This window comes from Bernardetia sp. ABR2-2B (genome assembly GCF_037126435.1).
GTDB lineage: Bacteria > Bacteroidota > Bacteroidia > Cytophagales > Bernardetiaceae > Bernardetia.
Genome location: NZ_CP147020.1, coordinates 705,001 through 724,774, shown reverse-complemented (window position 1 = coordinate 724,774; position 19,774 = coordinate 705,001). Strand labels below are relative to the sequence as shown.

Here is a 19,774-nt window from a genome sequence, read left to right as displayed (position 1 = left end):
ACAGGCGACACATAAAAAATAAAAAACTATGTCAAAATTTGAAGTAACAAACATTTCATCAACAGAAGATAGCTTTTTTGACCGTCAAGAGCGTATTGATTGGTGGGAACAAGAAAAATTAAAGAATGCTACCGTTTTGGTAGTTGGTGCTGGTGCAATCGGCAACGAAACACTCAAAAACTTAGCTCTTTTGGGGGTTGGAAATATTCTGATTACAGATTTTGACGATATTTCAAAGTCAAATTTGAGCCGAACTGTTTTGTTTAGAAAAGACGACCAAGGCAAACGAAAAGCACAAACAGCAGCCGAAAGAATTAAAGAAATGGCGTTGTCAGATGATTTTAAAGTAAATTATTTTGAAGGCGATGTTGTTTGGGAACTCGGAACAGGAGTTTATAGAAACGTAGATATAGTTTTGGGTTGTTTGGATAATATCGAAACTAGAATTGCTGTAAACAAACAATGTTATTTGGCTGGAACGCCTTGGATTGATGCAGGAATTTATGAATTGGGTTTAAGAATTAATTTTTATCAGCCTCCTCATGCGCCATGTTATCAGTGTAGTTTGTCGCCAAATCAATGGCAAGCAGCAAGAGAGCGTTATTCGTGTGATGATTTTAAGAAGCAAGTAACTAGTGAAGGAAAAATTCCAACTGTTCAAATTGCATCTGCTTTGGTCGGTGCTTTGCAAGTTCAAGAAGCTATAAAGTTTATTTGTGGACAAGAAGTAGCTTTGGGTAAGCAAATTTATTATCAAGGAAAAACAAACGATTTTGATGTTTTTGATATGCCAGATAATCCAGATTGTTGGGCGCATCAAGCAAGTTATGATGAGATTATTTCCTTAGACTTAGATACAGATATTTCATTGAAAGAATTTTTAAAAGAAATTTCTAAAGCTGAACATTCAGGAGCAGGAGCAACTTTAGATTTTAGAGGAGATAGAACATTTGTAAAAACGATGTCTTGTCGTGGTTGTCAGAAGGAAATAGAGTTTTATCGTCCATCTTTCCGAATTTATGATTATGAAAGTCATTGTGAGGAGTGTAGAAGCGAAGGAGAAAATAACACGGAAAATCAAACCCCTGCACCAAAACAAACCATTGGACAGTTCAATTTAGAAACAACAGAAGATAGACTATTAAACTTTTCACTAAAAGAACTAGGTGTTCCTATTTTGCACGTCGTGGCAGTTCAAGATACAGAAGGAAAACATAAGTATTATGAGCTTACAGGAGATAAGAAACAGTTGTTCAGTTAGCAGTAACCAGTTATCAGTTAATGCAATTTTATTTTTTTCTCTGTGTTCTCTGTAACTTTGTGTTTCTTAGTATTTCCTTGTGCCTTAGTGTTAAATTCATTTGTATTCCCATTCCCAAAAAGAAATTTGAAAACAATATTCATCGGTGCTGGAAATGTAGCTTGGCATTTGGTATCTCTATTTTCTAAAAACAAAGACTTACAAATCACTCATATTTGGAGTAGAAAAAAAGAGAATGCAGAATCGCTAAAAAATAAGTTGAATGATGAAAGTATAAAAATTAATTATTCTATCCAGCAACTAGATTTTTCTAAAACAGATGTAGATTTAGCTATTTTATCTATTGCAGATGGAGCTTTTGAAACTGTTTTGTCAAAGCTTATTCTTCCTAAGAACTGTATTTTGGCGCATACTTCGGGGGCGCAACCGATGGAAATGTTGAAATTAGCTAATCAGAATCAAATCAAAAATATAGGTGTTTTTTATCCTTTACAGACTTTTAGCAAGGCAAAAGAAGTTGATTTTAGTCAGATTCCATTTTGTATAGAAGCTAATGATAAAAAAATTGAAGAAAAACTCACTTCTTTAGCCAAACAGTTTTCTAATAAAGTATTTCAAGTTTCTTCAAAAGATAGAAGTATTTTGCACGTTGCTGCTGTTTTTGCGTGTAATTTTTCAAATTATTTATGGACAATCAGTGAGCAGATTCTGAAAGAAAAAAATCTTCCCTTTGATATGCTCAAACCTCTTTTGGAGGAAACTCTTCAAAAAGCCTTAGAAATAAATCCTTCCAATGCTCAAACAGGTCCTGCAATTAGAAAAGATGAAAAGGTAATTGAAAAACATTTACATATGATTGAAGAAATGAATTTATCTAATTCTAATCCTCATTTTAGTCAGATTTATAAACTGATGACAGAAAGCATTCAGAAAAAAAAGAAATTAGACCTGACCTAAGACTACTTTTTATAAAAATGTTCTCTTTACAAAACGGTTACTTTTCTATATTCATTTAACATATCGATAACAAAGCTAACTATATAATCTCACAAATTATTTGCAACAAAATGTACAATAAAACTTGTTTTATCAAAGTTTTATGCTAACTTTAATAAATAGAAAATTAGAAAGAGTTGTAAAAATTGAAGTGTTACTATTAATTAACTACGCTGTGCTGACAGGTTGTAATTAACTACGCTGACTATTCACTTCGTAATCCGTACTTATTAATTCGTAATTAATACAATGGTAGAGCAAAAAATAAACTTGAAGAAAACACTTAAAGAAGTTTTTGGATATAATCAATTTAGAGGAAATCAAGAAACAATTATTCAAAACCTTCTTGATGGCAAAAATACATTCGTAATTATGCCCACAGGAGCAGGTAAATCACTTTGTTACCAACTTCCTGCTATTGTAAGGGAGGGAACAGCAATCGTAATTTCGCCTTTGATAGCTCTAATGAAAAATCAAGTAGACCAGCTAAATGCCGTTGGTGTAAATGCTTCTTTTCTTAATTCTACGCTCTCAAAATCAGAAAGTAATAAAGTCAAAAAATCAGTATTGGCAGGAAATACCAAACTGCTTTATGTTGCTCCAGAGTCGCTTACAAAACCAGAAAACTTAGATTTTTTGTCTAAGGCTAATCTCTCTTTTATTGCTATTGACGAAGCACACTGTATTTCAGAGTGGGGACACGATTTTCGTCCAGAATATCGCCGTATCCGTTTTATTGTCGATTCACTTGGGAACTTGCCAATAATTGCACTCACAGCAACAGCAACACCAAAAGTACAGCAAGATATTCAGAAGAATCTTCATATGGAAGATGCGAACGTATTCAAAACTTCATTCAATCGTCAGAATTTATATTACGAAGTTCGTCCAAAAAAGAATGTCAAGAAACAACTAATAAAATACTTAAAGGGTAAGAAAGGGCAGTCAGGAATTATTTATTGTTTGAGTAGAAAAAAAGTAGAAGAAATTCATGAGTTTTTGAAAGTAAATGATATAAAATCACGTCCTTATCATGCAGGTTTAGATGCTAGTGTCAGAATGCAAAATCAAGATGCTTTTCTGAATGAAGAAGTAGATATAATTGTTGCTACAATTGCCTTCGGAATGGGAATTGATAAGCCAGATGTTCGCTGTGTAATTCATTATGATGCACCAAAGTCATTAGAAGGTTATTATCAAGAAACAGGAAGAGCAGGGCGAGATGGGCTTAATGCTGATTGTATTATGTTTTATAGCCCAGAAGATATTCATAAATTAGAAAAATTTAATAAAGATAAACCTGTTACAGAAAGAGATAATGCACGTCATCTATTACAAGAGATGGCAGATTATGCTACCTCTGGAGTATGTAGAAGAAGACAATTGCTACATTATTTTGGCGAAAATGTAGAAAAAGATGGAGGTTTTAATGATAATACAGATAAGCCAAAACCAAAATTTGAAGCTAATGAACACGTAGAGTGGGTTTTGAAAACTGTCAAAGAAACAGAAGAACGTTTTACTATTAGTCATATTGCTGATGTACTGATGGGAAAAGAAACCGATTATGTGAAAAGTTATAGTCATAATAAAGTAAGCGTTTTTGGAAAAGGAAAAGACCAAACTGTACAGTATTGGCGTTCTGTAATTCGTCAAGTTTTATTATTCAATTATCTTAATAAAGATTTTGATAATCATGGAGTCGTAAAACTGAATGATAAAGGGCGAAAATTTTTGGAAGACCCAAAAGAGCATAAAGTAATGCTGACAGAAGACCACGATTTTAGTAAAATCACGGCAGAAGACGAAGAAAAAGACATTGGAGGAATAGCAGAAGATAGAGGACACGATCCTGTTTTATTTGATTTACTCAAAAAATTACGTAAAAAATTAGCGAAAGAAAAAGGCTTTCCTCCTTATGTAATCTTTCAAGACCCTTCTTTGGAAGAAATGGCAACCGTTTATCCTACTACAAATGACGAACTGGCGCAAATAAATGGTGTCGGAATGGCAAAAGTGGATAAATTTGGTAAAGTATTTTTAGATGCCATCAATAAATACGTCGAAGAAAATGATATTGAAACTGATGCAGAAGTATTAGTAAAACAAACAGCCAATAAATCTAAAGTTAAGATTTTTATTATCCAACAGATTGATAGAATGATTGATTTAGAAGAAATTGCTGATGCAAAAGGAATAAAAGTAGGAGATTTGATTTCTGAAATAGAACATATTTGTTATTCAGGAACAAAACTAAATCTTGATTACTATATTGATAAAATAATGGATTATGACCGTCAAGATGAAATATATGATTATTTCATGAATGCTGAAACGGATAGTATTCAAGATGCGCTAGATGAGTTTGAAGAAGATGAATACGGAGAAGATGAATTACGATTGATGCGCATCAAGTTTTTATCAGAATATGCGATGTAGTCTCTAATTTATTTTTCTAAACAAGAAGCATTCAAATAGCTAGTCAAATTAGCTCAACATAAAAAAAATCAAAAAAAATTGATTATAAAAAAAGATATTCCTATCAACTGGGAATATCTTTTTTGTTTTTTTTATTGTTTTTGTAAATAAAAAAGTATAAATAAATTTTTTCTTTGTAAAATCCTATTAACTTTTTTGAGTGATTTACGTTTATTATAAAAAAACTATCCTAAATAAATAATTATGAATATCCTTAGTAAACCTAGACATAAAATCTATCCTTTTTATATGCGAAGGAAAGTTAAATTTTTTCTTCCTATTTTTTGCACTATTAGTATATTGAGCTTTTTTAGTTGTTCGGATACGACCGATAATTGGGAACAAATGAGTTCGGAAAAAGTATTACTGGCAGCTTCTGCAACCTCTAATAATTCTATAAAGAAAAATCAATTTGAGCAAATGCTTGAAAAGTTTTTAGTTACATCATCAGATAATGAGCTTAAAAAGTATATACACCCTCAATTAGGCTTTTATGTTAATCACAAACCAGGGGCAATTTCTGTTGTCGAACATTTTACAGATTTGGATGAAGTGTATGAACAACTTCCTCATTTAGAGCCTTACTTCAAAAAATTTAGTGGAAAAGAACCAAAAAATGAAGAAAGTCCAAAGTTTGATTGTGAAGTTTTTTCAAAAGAAGGAACATTTTATCAAAAAACAACTTCCTTCAATGAAATAGAGAAAGGAATAGAAATTAATGAGCATATCATTGAGAAAGTGCATTCGCAAAAAGAAAAAGAACTTGCCAAGCAGACCGACGAAAAGGTAAGTCATGTAGTGGTCTTGACAGATGACTACCTTGAAATTGGATTTACTTCCATCAATGGAAAATGGTATATGCTTTGGTTTAATTTGGCAAAATTTGATTGTTCTGCATAATACTTTTATAAACAAAGTGAATTTACTCCACCTTTAGAGAATCCTGACGAGCCTGTAAAGTATCTTCTACAATAAATAAGAAAAGCTCAGAACGCTTAGGCACTTTCATGTAATAATTGTAATTTCTCTTAAAGGTAACTGAATCCAAACTATGTTTTTTATAGATATTGTATCTATATTTTTCAAAACGCATAAGTTTAGATTCTGTTTGACTATACTGCTGTACCACAGCAGATTCAGCTGTCAGAATATCAGCAATTACTTGTGCAAATTTTTCTCTTGGTAAAATACTATCAGGAGTGCTTGAAGATGTAAAGGAAAAGTTTGATTCTTTTTTCTTCCCAACACAAGAAGAAAGAATGGAAATACTGATAAATAGAAAAAGAATAACCAGAGGAAATAGTCTCATATGAAATAGGGTGAAGTATTTTTTTACAAAAATGCGATAAAATATGTTACTTATCTACTTTCTAGTTCATTTTTTAAGAAACGATTAGGCAAACGAGCAGTTTTTTAATGAAAATTCAGACTTGGAGTAATTTTTAGGTGTTGTTGTTTTCCTAGAAGTAAAGTTTTTTTATTGCTTTAAAGATTATCACTGTTTGTTACAGGTAGTTCAGATATCTTGTCTGAACATAAAAAAACAGTCTTTATTTATTTATCTTAGTCAGTCTGGAAGACTGACATACAAAAACAACCGTGATAACGTTTTTTAAAAAACACAGCTCTATTTTTTGTAAAATTATACTAGAACAAATTTGTAAAAAAGACAGATAAAAACTACCTTTGCAATCCCTTAAAATAACAATTGTATAGAATTTGCAGTTATTTTAAAGAAAAGTTTTAATACAGAAAACAAACTAAACAGTAATTATTAGGAGATAATTACACAACAATAAAACTTTACAAATTCTATTTAGCTTTATTTTTTTAGAGCATAGAATAAAAATATTATTTTTTTTCTTCATTTAATTGTAGAAAAAACTCAAAACTCATTTATTTCATTTAATAAAACTCATTTTTATATGTTATCTATCAATGTAAAAGACAACGAGTCAATTGATAAGGCTCTTAAACGTTTCAAAAAGAAATTCGAAAAAGCAGGTGTATTACGTACAGTTCGTAGCCGTAACTATTTCGAAAAACCATCAGTAAGCCGTCGTACAGAGAAAATCCGTGCTGCTTACCGTCAGAAAATGCAAATGCAGGACGAAGAGATGTAGAAATTTTTTAGAATTATCTCTTAATTCTAAAAAATAGCCAAAAATTTATAAAGAAAAGGTTTTTATTTTCTAACTTACTTGTTGAGTTTGGAAATAAAAGCCTTTTTTATTTGCTTTTTAGTCAAAATAGATTTTTGTATTAAAAATAATTAATAAATGAATTTTATTATAAAAATATTTCTTACTAGTTTATTCTTTTTTTTGTTCAAAATAAGTTTGTTTGCTCAAATACTGAATATAGAAAAGGAAAGACAACAAGTAGAAACAAATGATTCGACAGTTTTGAGAGGGAATTTTATTTTTGGTTTTGATTTGACACGCCAACAAAATACTGTTCTACAAATTGATAATGATGATTATTTACTTCTAATGACTCCCAAACATGCTCATATTTGGATAGGTCATATCAATCTCATTAAATCAGAAGGGCAAAATGTAATTAGTGAAGGTTATTTCCACCATAGAACTAACTTTTGGAGAAAAAAGAAATTTTCTGTTGAACTTTTTACACAATATCAGTACAATGAGACAAGAGGGCTTATAAATCGTGGACTTGTAGGAGCAACGCCACGCTTATCCTTAAAAACCTCTGAAAACTTGGATATTGCTGTCGGAACAGGAGCAATGTACGAATGGGAAGAATGGAAGTTGAAAGAAAGGTATGTACTTACACGCTTCATTAAATCTACTAATTATATAAATTTCCATGCAAAATTCAATGAGAACACAGAGCTAATATTTATTACTTATTATCAAGCTCTTTTTGATAGATTTTTTCATCCTCGCATTAGTGGCGACGCAAATTTTAGAGCAAAAATTTCAAAGCATATTTCATTTAACCTCCGTTTTGTACCTTATTATGATGATGCTCCTGTTATTCCTATCGAAAAATGGAACTATGAAGTTACTTCTGGAATTGGCATTCAGTTTTAAAAAAATTAAGAGTTCCATTCTCGGTTTTCGTTTTCTGTATTTTTGTCTTTAAAAGATTGTGCTAAATCAATCTCAAAGTGATTCGAAATATCTAATAAATAATTAAGAACATCTGCAAGTTCGGAGGCTAGTTCTACTTTCGTTTTTTGATATTTCTCTTCTGAGTTTTGACTTTTTTGAGTATGTAGATTTGTATGATTACGAATGGCTTTTGCTACTTCTCCAACTTCTTCACTAAAGAGTAAAAAAAGCTCAGAAGGAGAGTTTTTGTCCCAGCCTCTTTCTATACAAAGTTCTTTTATATAGCTTTGAAAATCTTTCAAATCATTGGTTTGTGGTAATTTTGGCATACGTTCAGAATAAAATTAGGTTGCGAAATTTATTTGAGCTTTTTTTGAAGAAGTCAAGAATAGCTTGTTTTAGATAGCAAGATAGATAAATTATTTTAGGCACTTTGAAAAACTAATTGTATATTGTACTGTATTTGAATATTTTTTTGACATTTGCTTTTTTTTTTGGTAGCAAATGTATGTCTCAATTTTTGTGATTTATTATAAATGATACAAAAACGCTTTTCACTCTCATCACTTTCAGGAACTATTCAATTTTCGTACATACTCATCATGGTTATGTTAGCGTGTACTCTTGCGATTGTTATTTGGAGTGGGAATTCTCTTTTTAAAGAGCATGAAGATTTATATCAAATGCGAAGTATGAAATATCATGCTAGTGAGTTGAGAAATTCTATAAATTATTCTTTCCTGCTTTTGCAGCTTTATGCACAAAACGATACTGTTCCAAATAATAAAGTAAAATATTATGATACAGCAATAGATATTTTTGACGATAAAGCATTAGCTAATTTTAAGTCTATTCAAACATTATCAAAAGGAGAAGTAGAAGCTGTATTGGAAATAAAGCCATTAATGAATCAACTCAAAAAAAAATATGAGCATTTAGCAAAATTTTCAGAAAGAGGAGAACCACTCAAAAATTATCTTCGAATAGATATGATAGGTTTGGTCAATAATCTGAATAAAAAAATAGAATTATTAATTATAGATGAAAAAAACAAAGAATTTGAAGCTAGAGAAGCTTTAAATAGTAAAATTAGTGATAATAATTATCTTGCTATTATTCCTTTCCTTTTCATCATTATTATAACTTATTTTTTGGGTAGAAGAGCTTTAGCAAAAGTTTTGGAAGGCTTAAAGCTAACTTATAAATATATTCACGCACTTTCAATAGGACAGATACCAAGTTCTGTCATTACATTATCTACTGAATTTGGACAAACTCTAAGCGATATACGAAAGCTAACAAAAGGGTTAGAAGAAGTAAAAGATTTTGCTCAAGAAGTGGGAAAGCGAAATTTTGAAAAGAATATAGACACTTTTCCAGTAGATTCTGAATTAGGTGAAGCACTACATAAAATGAAACTTAGTTTGGAAGAAGTAGCTAAAACAGAAAGTGAAAGAAACTGGCAAAATCAAGGTGTGGTAGAGATGGGACACGTAATTCGTAAGCATACCGAAGATATGCAAGTGCTTTGTGATGAACTTTTATCTAATTTAGTAAAGTATGTAGATGCACAACAAGGCGCAATATTTCTTCCTTCTCATCAAGATAAAACATTAATTTTGCGTTCTGCTTATGCTTATGGACGTAAAAAGTTTGTAGAAAAAGAAGTCAGAAGTGATGAAGGAATTTTAGGAGAAGTTTTTCAAGATGCCGAACGAGTATTTATGACAGATATTCCAAATGATTACACTCAAATTAGTGCAGGTTTGGGAGAGGCAAAGCCAAATAGCGTTTTAGTTGTTCCTTTAGAAGCACAAGATAAAGTATTAGGCGTATTAGAAATTGCTGCTTTTAATATATTAACGGAAGTAGAAATTGGTTTAGTTGAGCGTACTGCCGAAATATTGGCTGCTTCTATTTCAAGTGTAGCAAATGCTGAAAAAATGAAAAATCTATTAGAGAAAAGTAATTATTCAGCACAGCAAATGAGCGCACAAGAAGAAGAACTTCGCCAAAACACAGAAGAGCTGATGGCAACTCGTGAAGAGTTAGAAAGACAACTAGTAGAAGTGAAGGCACAGGTAGAAGAGAAAGACCATATTTTTGAAAATAATAATCAAGCCTTTGTTTTTGTTGATCCTTCTGGACGGCTTTTAAGGATTAATTATTCCTTTACACAGCTACTAGAGTTTAATAAAGAAGAGCTGTTAGGAAATCCAATTAGTAAATTTGTTCCTGACTTGCGTGGACTTAATAAACATGCCAAAAGAGATAGCGAAAAAGTAATGTATCACGTCTATAAAGCCATTACTAGAAGCAAAAAAGAACTTTCTGTTTTGGCAAATGTTACCCGTTTAGAAGTAAATAAAGAAATCGTATTTATGATTGGTATGGCAAATATTCCTTCTGAAAATGAACTGCGAAAAGAAGCTAAAATCAAAATGAGTAATTCAAACTAAAAAAGAAAGGTATTACATTGATTTTGTAATACCCTTCTGACTTAACTTTATAAAAAACTTGTACGCATATTTTACTTCAAAGCAAGTTCTTTTCTTTTAAGATTATCAAACTCTTTAGTACGTTTTATCATCCATTCTTTAAGTTTTGCATCACGCTTGGCTAGTATTTCTTCTTGTACTTTGTCATATCCATAAACGTCTTTTGAAAAATGAACCTTTCCAGCATCATCTACCCACGTAGTCCAATAGACAATATGAACTACCCATTGTCTGTCTAAATATACATTTTGAGTATTTCCACTATACATAGCTTCATGGATTTTATCAGAATCCCATTTTTCTGGCTTTTCTTTAAGAATATAATTAGCTAGTTTTTCTGGTTCAAAAAGACGAATACAGCCATGGCTCAATGCTCTGTTTGCTTCTCCAAAACGAGTAGAAGGGGTATCGTGCATATATACATTATTGGCATTTGGAAAAATAAACTTTACTCTTCCTAAAGCATTTCCTGCTCCTGAGTTCTGTACGATAGAATAATTACTCATATTTCTAACAGAACTCCAATTGACAGAACTCGGACTAATTTCTTTTACTCCACTACTTGTACGTTGATAAATACTAAAATTATTTCTAGCAAAATAACTTCCACCACGACGAAGTTTTGGTAGCATTTCATTGGTGGCAATACTTACAGGAACATGCCATTTTGGACTTAAAACAATATATTTCATAGTATCCATAAATAGAGGTGTCTCATGAAAAGATTGTCCTACCATTACTTTGGTTTCAAAACTACGTTTCCCAGAATCATAAAGACGCATCCAATAAGAAGGAACATTTACAATGATATAATTATCTCCTAAAGAATCACTTAACCATCTCAAACGCTCCATATTAAGCTCAATTTGTACTAATCGTTCTTCTGCTGATGTAGCCATTTCTCTAAGTAAATTCATTCCTACAACCCCATCTCTTTCCAAAGTATGACGTTCTTGGAAGTTTTTAACAGCTTCAAGAAGCTGTTTATCATAGACTTGAGAAGTGTCAGCTACTTCGTTTTCAGAGAGCTTTAAATCCCCTGTTTTACTCAAAATATTTCTAATTGTAGGAACAAGCACATGACGATTAAACTCTTCTGTACTGTCTATCTTTAGTTTTTTGTAATCTTCAAGATTAATTTTTTCCCAGCCTCCTTCTTTCACTATTTTTTTATATTGTTCTCTAGCAGCTTTTAATTTTTCGTAGAGTTCATACTGAGGTTCTGCGTTTTTGATAATATCATCAATAGTATTATTCTGAACAGCACTATAAAGGTCACCTACCAAATCAGCAGGTTCATACTTTTCTACCCAAGTATTTATTTCTCCATCTACCTCATTAGGTTTAACTCTTCCTGCATGAGTATGATTAAGGTAGGTAAGAGCCATTGCTGTAGTAAAAACATCTAGCTTCATTAATTTTGGTAAATCATACTCTCCATCAGTTCCTAAAAGGGAATTTTGTATCCTATCTATATCAGTAAGTGAATAAGCATCTTCGTTTAATCCTTCTGAGTCTGCATTTTTGAGATAACCCATTAAGGATTGTGTATGAGGCAAAACAGTTGTGGCAGAATACCAAGCGGGTTGAAAATTGTTTTTTTGATAGAATAAGTAAAGCTGTTCTTTAAGAAATGTTCTAGCAAAAGAATCTGGAAAATAAAGTTTACTTTGTTTGGCATCAACCAGTTGTTTTACCCAAATTTCGGCTTCTTCTGTATCCATTTCTGTTTCTGGAACTAAGTAAGTAATATCTATTTCTTCAGTAGAATGACCAAATTTATCCCGTTTACAAGAAGAAAAAAAAAGTAGAGAAATAACAAATAAAAAAGCATAGTTATTAACTTTTTTATAAAAAAAAGAGTAATTCATAAGGAAAATATAAAAATTGTTTTAAGATAAAAAAATGAGAATTTGCTAAAAAAATATAAGTAAAATGCCTTATTCAGCAAAATCTGTACCTTTATATACGACTTTATAAGTAAAAAGTTTTCTTTGAATGCAAATCTACAACTATGATTGAGTAACCTCCAATGTTAATTAACGATTCTTATCGTAATGATTTTGTAATAATACGTTTATAGTTTCGTATTTTTGTATAAAATTTACTTCTACATCTTTGTTATTATATCAACTGTTTATGTTAAAGAATTATCGTCTTTTATTTTGGTTACGTCTTTGGATATTTTGGCTACTTTATTTTGCTCTTCATCGGCTTGTGTTTTTTATTTATAACCACTCTATTTTTAATGAATATCCCCTTTCAGAACAATTACAAGCATTTTGGGAAGCTATTCATTTGGATTTTTCTACGGCAGGTTATTTAATTACGCTTCCAACACTTTTTTTGATTGGGTATATTTTTTCTGTTAAATTTATTCATAGATTCAATTATGTATTAATTATTTTAATAGGAATAATTAGTGTTTCTGATACATTACTTTATCATGAATGGGGATATAAATTGAATGCCTATGCACTCTCTTTTTTGCTTTATCCTACTCAAATGATGGCTTCAGTAACGACAACGCAATTAGTTTTAGCTCTTATTTTAGAAATTAGTCTAATTGGTTTCGGAGTATTTTTTTACAAATTTATTTCAAAAGTAGGAGTGGATAATCCAAAAGAATTTGAGAAATATCATTTTACTCAAAAAAAGAATATAATTTATCCAGTAACGTATGGTTTAGTTAGTCTTTTGGTGGCAGCACTTACATTTTTGGCTATTCGTGGAGGTTTAGGACTTGCGCCCATTAACCAAAGTGCAGCTTACTATTCTACTTACACTCCTCTTAATCATTTAGCGACAAATACTTCTTGGAATTTATTATTTAGTATTCTCAAAACAAACAAAGCCAGTAAACAATCAGGAATTACATTTTTTGATAAAAAAACTGTTCAAAAAAATATACAGGAAATCTATACAGCAAACCCAAAAGAACAAGAAAAAATACTTCGTTATACTCGTCCAAATGTAGTTTTAGTGATCTTAGAAGGTTACACTTCCGACTTGATAACAACATTAGGAGGAGAAAAAGGTATTACACCTCATTTTTCTAAAATGACAAGAGAAGGGTTATTATTTACTAATATTTATTCTACGGCCGACCGAACAGATAAAGGAGTTATTGGGGTTTTGAGTGGTTATCCTGCCCAAAAACATTCTTCTATCATAAAAGAACCTCAAAAGTTTGAAAAACTGCCTTCTCTATCTTCTGCTTTTAAAGAAAAAGGTTATGCTACTTCTGTTTATTATGGAGGAGAGTCTGAATATATGAATTTCAAAGCCTATTGGCGTTATGCTGGTTTTGATGAGATAATAGACCAAAGTCAATTTGAAGAAAAAGACAAAAATTCTAAATGGGGCGCACACGACCATATTGTTTTTGAAAAAGTGGTTCAAGATTTAAACAAACAAAAACAGCCTTTTTTTACGACTGTGCTTACGTTAAGTTCTCATGAGCCTTTCGAAACTCCTATCAAAACACCTTATGACAAAATTGCTAAAATAGAAACAGACAAAAATAAAAAAGAAGCTAATCTGTTTCGAAAAGCTGCTTATTATACAGATTGGAGTATAAACAAATTTATGCAACAAGCAAAAAAACAGGATTGGTATGACCAAACTCTATTTATTTTTGTAGCTGACCACGGACACCGTTTGCCGAAAATATATAAAGATACTCGTCAGATTGAAAAATATAGAATTCCTTTACTTTTTTATGGAAATACTATTTCAAGAGATTTTTTGAAGCAAAATAATAATAAAATATCTCAAATAGGCTCTCATACAGATATTGCAACTACCCTTTTAGAACAACTAGAAATAAATAATTCTGCTTTTAAGTGGGGTAAAGATTTACTGAATCCATCTTCAAAGCAGTTTGCCTTCTATTGTTATGATGAGGGAATGACTTGGATTACTCCAAATGGCTCTTTACGTTATACAGAAACTACAAATAAATCACAAGTCAAGACAAATTCAGATGAAATACAAAAAGACAGCATTCTAAAAGAATTACCTTTTGCCAAAAGTTATTTACAGGCTCTATTGGAAGATTATGCAAAGAAATAAACTCAAAAACAAGATTTTAGAAGTCAAGAAATAATACACACAGATGCTTTAATTTCCATCATCACTGTTTCTCTACTCCTAATTTCAAAAAAACTATTTTTATCCTTTCTCAAATATCTTAAAAATCCGTACCTTTGCATTCTATGAAGAAACCCTACTTAGTTGGCATTACAGGAGGAAGTGGTTCTGGGAAAACCTACTTTTTGAGTCGCCTAATGAAAAGCATCAATCCAAATGATGTATGCTTAATTTCACAGGATAATTATTATCGCCCTAGAGAAGAACAACCAATAGATGATAATGGAGTATCTAATTTTGATACGCCACAATCTATTGACCACAAACAGTTTAGCGAAGATATACAGGCTCTTTGCGAAGGCAAAACTATATATAAAGAAGAATATACATTCAATAATCCGAATGTAGTACCGAAGCAATTAATCTTCGAACCTAAACCTATTATCATTGTTGAAGGTCTTTTTGTGTTCTATCACAAAACAATTTCTGACTTATTGGATTTGAAATTGTTTGTAGAAGCAACTGATCCTGTCAAGATAAAAAGACGAATTATGAGAGATAATAAAGAACGTGGTTATGATTTGGAGGACGTTCTTTATAGATATGTAATGCACGTTTCTCCAGCTTATGAGCGTTATGTTCGCCCCTACAAGGAAAATACAGATATTATTGTTCCTAATAATCATAATTGCGATATTGCACTTGAAGTAGTAATTAATCATCTTAAAAAGAAATTACCTATTCTATCAAAAGATACCAACACTACTCTAAAAACAAAGTCTTAGATTAAGAATTGAAATTAAATAAATTACCATTTTCATATTTTTAATTTGTTGATATTCAGTATTTCTAATTCGTAATTATTTCTTACTCAATTTGTTAAAATCAAAAAATATAAATGGCAGATAAATTTGCAGTTATCGGACTCGGACATTTTGGCTATGCAGTAGCACGAAATTTGGCAGCAAGAGGTGCAGAAGTTCTTGCCATTGATAGAGATATCGAACGAGTAGAATCTATAAAAGATGATGTAGCGTATGCTGTGGCTCTTGATGCAACAGACATAAAAGCTCTTAGTTCTCAAAACGTAGCCGATATGGACGCTGTTTTGGTGGCTATTGGAGAAAATATTGAAGGTCTTCTACTCACAACCGTACAGCTTTTAGAACTAAATGTAAAGCGAATTATTGCTCGTGCAATGGCAGACCAGCAACGTTTGATTTTGGAAAAACTAGGTGTAAAAGAAATTCTTTCTCCAGAGGATGAAGTTGGAAAATTGGTTGCCGAAAAACTATTGAATCCAAATATGAAGGCATTCTTGCCTTTGCCTGATAATTATTCAATTGTAGAAATTCAAGCCCCTCGTAGGATTGTAAACAAAAAAGTAGGGCAAGTTCGTTTTGCAGATAACTATGCACTTGATTTGATTACCATAAAAAGAGTCTATGAAGAATATCACGATGGACGTAAACTTTTTGCCGAACATTTGATTAATAGACCAACAGAAGACATTGCTATCGAACAATCCGATGTTTTGATTGTTTTAGGAAAATCAAATGATGTAGAGAAGTTTGTAGAACTAAACAGATAGCTAGTTATTAGTGAATAGTCATTGATTATCAGTTAATTTCTAAAAAAAAATGTCGTTTTTTGGTGTTTTTAATGATACTAACAACCATAAGTATTTTATTATCGTAATTCGTAATTTTTAATTCGTAATTGATTTATGAAATTCCTTCCTCTCCTTTTTCTTCTTATTCTACTTCAAAGCTGTGATGCTTTTACGGACAAACGAGCTGTTTCGGCAAAGGAATTTTATGAAATGAAAGATAATGTAACCATTACAAAAGTTACAGAAGGACAGATATTAGAAAGTGCAACTCCAAAAGCTCAAAAAATCCACGAAAAAATAGAAGCTAAAGAAAATGAAGCCATTTTATTTTTAGAAAATAATCCCACTAAGCAAGAAGAATTTTTTGAATTAGTAGGCTTAGATAGCACAGAAATAGAATTAATAGAAAAAATAGCTTTCAGAAAAGACGTTTCAGAAACAGAATATGAAAAAGAAAAACAGATTTTTGAAGCTTACCAAAACATTACTGACCCTAGTCTTTACCAAGAAAATTTACAAATCCTTCACGGAAAAGAAAAAATACTCTATAACTATCCAAGTTTTGATACAAAAAATACAAAGTTTGGAGGGATTTGGAGTATCATATTAAGCCAGAAAAAAATTATTCGCTCTTTTAAAAAAGAAAAAAAATCAAGATTTAAGTAATTTTTATAAAGCCAACACTAAACTTTCTCACTAAAACCTTGCTATGAAAACTAATAATTCAGATATAAAACTAGATACTATCGAAGAAGCAATAGCCGATCTAAAGGCTGGTAAGTTTGTAATCGTAGTAGATGATGAAGATAGAGAAAACGAAGGAGATTTTATTTGTGCTGCCGAATGTATCACACCTGAAATGGTTAATTTTGTCTTGAAAGAAGCTCGTGGAGTTCTTTGTATGGCACTTACACAAGAGCGTTGTGATGAGCTAGGAATAAATTTGATGGTAGGAAAAAATACTGACCCAAAGCAAACAGCTTTTACAGTTACTGTTGATTTATTAGGACACGGCTGTACGACAGGTGTTTCGACGCACGATAGAGCAGCAACTATAAAAGCTATCACAGACCCAACCATGAAGCCAGAAGATTTTGGCAGACCAGGTCATATTAATCCTCTTAAAGCTAGAGAAGGTGGTGTTTTGCGTCGTGCAGGACATACAGAAGCAGCCGTAGATTTATCAAAACTAGCAGGTTTTAAGCCAATTGGAGTTTTAATAGAAGTCATGGATGATGATGGCTCAATGGCAAGATTACCTAAACTTAGAGAAGTAGCTGATAAATTCGATATGAAGCTTATCACTATCAAAGATTTGATTCAGTATCGTCTTGCTAATGAATCACTTATAGATAAAGAAGTAGATGTAAAAATGCCTACAAAATGGGGAGATTTTCAGCTTCACGCCTATACACAAAAAGACACAGGCGATACACACTTGGCACTTGTAAAAGGAGAATGGGAAAAAAATGAGCCTGTTTTGGTTCGTGTTCACTCTTCATGTGTAACTGGCGATATTTTGGGTTCGTTGCGCTGTGATTGTGGCGACCAGCTCCAACAAGCAATGAAATTTGTAGAGCAGGAAGGAAAAGGAGTTGTTTTATATATGAACCAAGAAGGAAGAGGAATAGGACTTATCAATAAACTCAAAGCCTATAAATTGCAAGAACAAGGCTACGATACCGTAGAAGCAAACGAAAAACTAGGTTTCAAAATGGATGCTAGAGATTATGGAGTAGGAGCACAAATTTTGAGAGATTTGGGAGTAAGTAAAATTAAACTTATCTCAAATAATCCTAAAAAACGTGTCGGTCTTATCGGTTATGGTTTGGAAATCGTAGATAATGTAGCCATCGAAATAAAAGCAAATCCTCACAATGAAAAATATCTCACTACAAAGAGAGATAAATTAGGGCATACTATTTTGAAGGGGAAGTAATTGGTTCAATTACGAATTACATTTTATGATTTTATTTTTAGATATAATATTTTATTCAATATACATAGTAACAAATGCTTGGATTTACATAATAAGTAAATTTTTATTAAGTATTTTGAGTATTGAAGTTGTAAAGAAAGTCTATGGAAAGAATCATAAAGCAGCCTTTGAGATGGCAACTCCAAGTTTTGAGCAAATCATTACTTCTAGTGAAAAACCTATGAGTCTAATCTTTTTCTTAATTCATTTTATCATTATTAATTTTTTACTTTTCTTTCTCTCTGTTGAAATAAATTATAAAGAACAAATTTATAGTAATTTCTATGTTTATTTTATTCTATTGTGTATTTCCTTAGGTATTTCTAGCTACTATTTCATGAATCTATACATAAAAAATGATAGACATAAATCTGTAATAGAGAAATTTAACAGTTATACTTTGATACAGAAAATCTCTTTTTTTATACTTTCGTCTATTTTATTTTGGTCACTATGTGGATTAACTATATATTCTATTGTTTTAATGTAAGACTTTCTAATCGTAATTCGTAATTTTTAATTCGTAATTGAAATATGCAACTCCTAAAAACTACTCGTACAAACTTTTTAAATCTATTGAATGAATTTTCATTAGAGCAAATCAATCATATTCCAAAAGGATTTTCTAATAATCTAATTTGGAATTTTGGGCATCTTGTTGTTACGCAGCAACTATTATTTTACAAACTCTCTGGAAATAAAATGTATATTAGTGATGAACTAGTAAACAAATACAGAAAAGGAACAAAGCCAGAAGCTGATGCAAGTCAAGCAGAAGTAGATGAGCTTAAAAAATTAGCTTTTGATTTGATTGATAAATTTGAGAAAGACTACTCAGAAAATAAATCTATGTTTGATTCTTACACAGAATATCCAACAACCTATAATTACACGTTAAAAAATATTGAAGACACCATAAACTTTAATAATACACACGAAGGAGTACATTATGGCTATGCCTTAGCACTAAGAAAAGCAATAAAGTAGTTTCATTATAAATATCCTATCAATAGAAAATATATTGATAATCTATCCAACTAGTTATTTTTCTATCTTTCTTTTTTTGAGAAGTAGAAAAGTATTTCTTACGAATAAGCCGATTGTCCTTATAAATTAATTGATAGGTTTCTTTGACAGTTTTGTTGATATAGGTATTTATTTGAGTTTGCTCTACCTCTATTATATTTTTTCGTGGATAAATATACTCTTCAATATAAGATTCAGTTGAATAATCTGAAATTGTAGTTGTGTTCACTATGAAAAGTTTGGGTTTTATTTCTCCTCTATGCAAATACCCATAATAACTATATTTTATAATTGAAATATCAAAACTCTCATCGTTTCTTTTTGTATCAATTTGTTTTTCTGTTATCTGATTATATCTATTGTAAGTGTAACTTATAGTTTGTGCTGTGGTAAGTTTTGGTAAATCAAATGTATTCTCCTCAATCAAATTATTATTCTCATCATATTTATAGACAGTTACGTAATGATATATTTCATATTTTTTATTGGAAGGGTTGAAGTTTTGGTCATAAAGAGAATCATAAATTTCTTTTCTCATTAACTTTCTTTTTTGATTATAAGAATTTTTAATTTTTATAAATTCTGCATATCCAGACATAGCATGTTTCTCTGAAATAGTGTTTTCTTTAGGATAAGAAACGTAAATACTTCCATTGTCCGAGCTTTCTCCACAACCTTTTTCTAAATAAGTAACTCTATTTTTCTCATTATATTTTTTTATTATATAGCAATACTGACTTGGTTTTTCCCAATAGA

The 19,774-nt window shown here is 31.0% G+C and carries 17 protein-coding genes (1 of these 17 cut by a window edge); 13 read left to right on the top strand and 4 right to left on the bottom strand.

From position 1 onward, the window contains the following. The first annotated feature begins 28 nt into the window (after window positions 1-28). From WAF17_RS03145 to WAF17_RS03130, 4 genes are all read left to right on the top strand, one after another. Entirely contained in the window at window positions 29-1,261 is a 1,233-nt protein-coding gene (locus WAF17_RS03145; protein WP_338766128.1) for a ThiF family adenylyltransferase, read from the top strand. Window positions 1,262-1,387: 126 nt separating this feature from the next. Continuing rightward, window positions 1,388-2,218 carry a DUF2520 domain-containing protein gene (locus WAF17_RS03140; protein WP_338766126.1) on the top strand — a complete coding sequence of 277 codons (831 nt, stop codon included), beginning with the start codon at window positions 1,388-1,390 and terminating at the stop codon, window positions 2,216-2,218. 288 nt (window positions 2,219-2,506) lie between these two features. Continuing rightward, window positions 2,507-4,696, top strand: a complete 2,190-nt coding sequence (gene recQ, locus WAF17_RS03135; protein ID WP_338766124.1) for a DNA helicase RecQ — start codon at window positions 2,507-2,509, stop codon at window positions 4,694-4,696. Window positions 4,697-4,939: 243 nt separating this feature from the next. Further along, a complete protein-coding gene (locus WAF17_RS03130; RefSeq protein WP_338766122.1) occupies window positions 4,940-5,635 on the top strand; it encodes a hypothetical protein in 696 nt (231 codons plus the stop codon). A 22-nt stretch (window positions 5,636-5,657) separates the two neighbouring features. Here the strand turns inward: WAF17_RS03130 and WAF17_RS03125 are convergent, their stop codons facing one another. After that, on the bottom strand, window positions 5,658-6,044 hold the full coding sequence (locus WAF17_RS03125) for a DUF4296 domain-containing protein (RefSeq protein WP_338766120.1): 387 nt from the start codon (window positions 6,042-6,044) through the stop codon (window positions 5,658-5,660). Window positions 6,045-6,660: 616 nt separating this feature from the next. Between WAF17_RS03125 and rpsU the strand changes: the two genes are divergently transcribed. Both rpsU and WAF17_RS03115 read left to right on the top strand, forming a co-directional pair. Next, a complete protein-coding gene (rpsU, locus tag WAF17_RS03120) occupies window positions 6,661-6,858 on the top strand; it encodes a 30S ribosomal protein S21 (protein ID WP_338766118.1) in 198 nt (65 codons plus the stop codon). Between the two features lie 156 nt (window positions 6,859-7,014). Beyond that, window positions 7,015-7,791 (top strand): DUF481 domain-containing protein, encoded by a 777-nt coding sequence (locus tag WAF17_RS03115; RefSeq protein ID WP_338766116.1) that lies wholly within the window; start codon window positions 7,015-7,017, stop codon window positions 7,789-7,791. A gap of 5 nt (window positions 7,792-7,796) precedes the next feature. Here the strand turns inward: WAF17_RS03115 and WAF17_RS03110 are convergent, their stop codons facing one another. After that, window positions 7,797-8,141 carry a MazG nucleotide pyrophosphohydrolase domain-containing protein gene (locus WAF17_RS03110; RefSeq protein ID WP_338766114.1) on the bottom strand — a complete coding sequence of 115 codons (345 nt, stop codon included), beginning with the start codon at window positions 8,139-8,141 and terminating at the stop codon, window positions 7,797-7,799. 207 nt (window positions 8,142-8,348) lie between these two features. On the opposite strand from WAF17_RS03110, the gene WAF17_RS03105 reads away from it, so the two are divergent. Next, window positions 8,349-10,271: a GAF domain-containing protein gene (locus WAF17_RS03105; protein WP_338766112.1), complete on the top strand. Its 1,923-nt coding sequence runs from the start codon at window positions 8,349-8,351 to the stop codon at window positions 10,269-10,271. Window positions 10,272-10,342: 71 nt separating this feature from the next. Here WAF17_RS03105 and WAF17_RS03100 read toward each other — a convergent pair whose 3' ends face one another. Continuing rightward, window positions 10,343-12,181, bottom strand: a complete 1,839-nt coding sequence (locus WAF17_RS03100) for a L,D-transpeptidase family protein (RefSeq protein ID WP_338766111.1) — start codon at window positions 12,179-12,181, stop codon at window positions 10,343-10,345. Between the two features lie 268 nt (window positions 12,182-12,449). Here WAF17_RS03100 and WAF17_RS03095 point away from each other — a divergent pair, with 268 nt between their 5' ends. The 6 genes from WAF17_RS03095 (at window position 12,450) to WAF17_RS03070 (ending at window position 18,979) form a co-directional block, all read left to right on the top strand. After that, on the top strand, window positions 12,450-14,384 hold the full coding sequence (locus WAF17_RS03095) for a sulfatase-like hydrolase/transferase (RefSeq protein WP_338766110.1): 1,935 nt from the start codon (window positions 12,450-12,452) through the stop codon (window positions 14,382-14,384). Window positions 14,385-14,527: 143 nt separating this feature from the next. Beyond that, entirely contained in the window at window positions 14,528-15,187 is a 660-nt protein-coding gene (udk, locus tag WAF17_RS03090) for a uridine kinase (RefSeq protein ID WP_338766109.1), read from the top strand. Between the two features lie 113 nt (window positions 15,188-15,300). Continuing rightward, the gene (locus tag WAF17_RS03085) at window positions 15,301-15,993 is read left to right on the top strand and encodes a TrkA family potassium uptake protein (protein WP_338766107.1); all 693 of its coding nucleotides are present in this window, start codon (window positions 15,301-15,303) and stop codon (window positions 15,991-15,993) included. A 135-nt stretch (window positions 15,994-16,128) separates the two neighbouring features. Beyond that, a complete protein-coding gene (locus tag WAF17_RS03080; protein WP_338766105.1) occupies window positions 16,129-16,680 on the top strand; it encodes a hypothetical protein in 552 nt (183 codons plus the stop codon). Between the two features lie 43 nt (window positions 16,681-16,723). Beyond that, window positions 16,724-17,953: a bifunctional 3,4-dihydroxy-2-butanone-4-phosphate synthase/GTP cyclohydrolase II gene (locus WAF17_RS03075; RefSeq protein WP_338766103.1), complete on the top strand. Its 1,230-nt coding sequence runs from the start codon at window positions 16,724-16,726 to the stop codon at window positions 17,951-17,953. A gap of 573 nt (window positions 17,954-18,526) precedes the next feature. Next, complete coding sequence (locus tag WAF17_RS03070; RefSeq protein WP_338766102.1) at window positions 18,527-18,979, top strand: DinB family protein; 453 nt, start codon at window positions 18,527-18,529, stop codon at window positions 18,977-18,979. A 19-nt stretch (window positions 18,980-18,998) separates the two neighbouring features. On the opposite strand, the gene WAF17_RS03065 is transcribed toward WAF17_RS03070, so the two are convergent. Continuing rightward, window positions 18,999-19,774, bottom strand: partial view of a hypothetical protein gene (locus tag WAF17_RS03065; protein WP_338766101.1) — the 3' portion only. The gene runs 217 nt beyond the window's last position; 776 of the gene's 993 nt are visible here — the last part of the coding sequence; its start codon lies beyond the right edge, outside the window; it ends in the stop codon at window positions 18,999-19,001.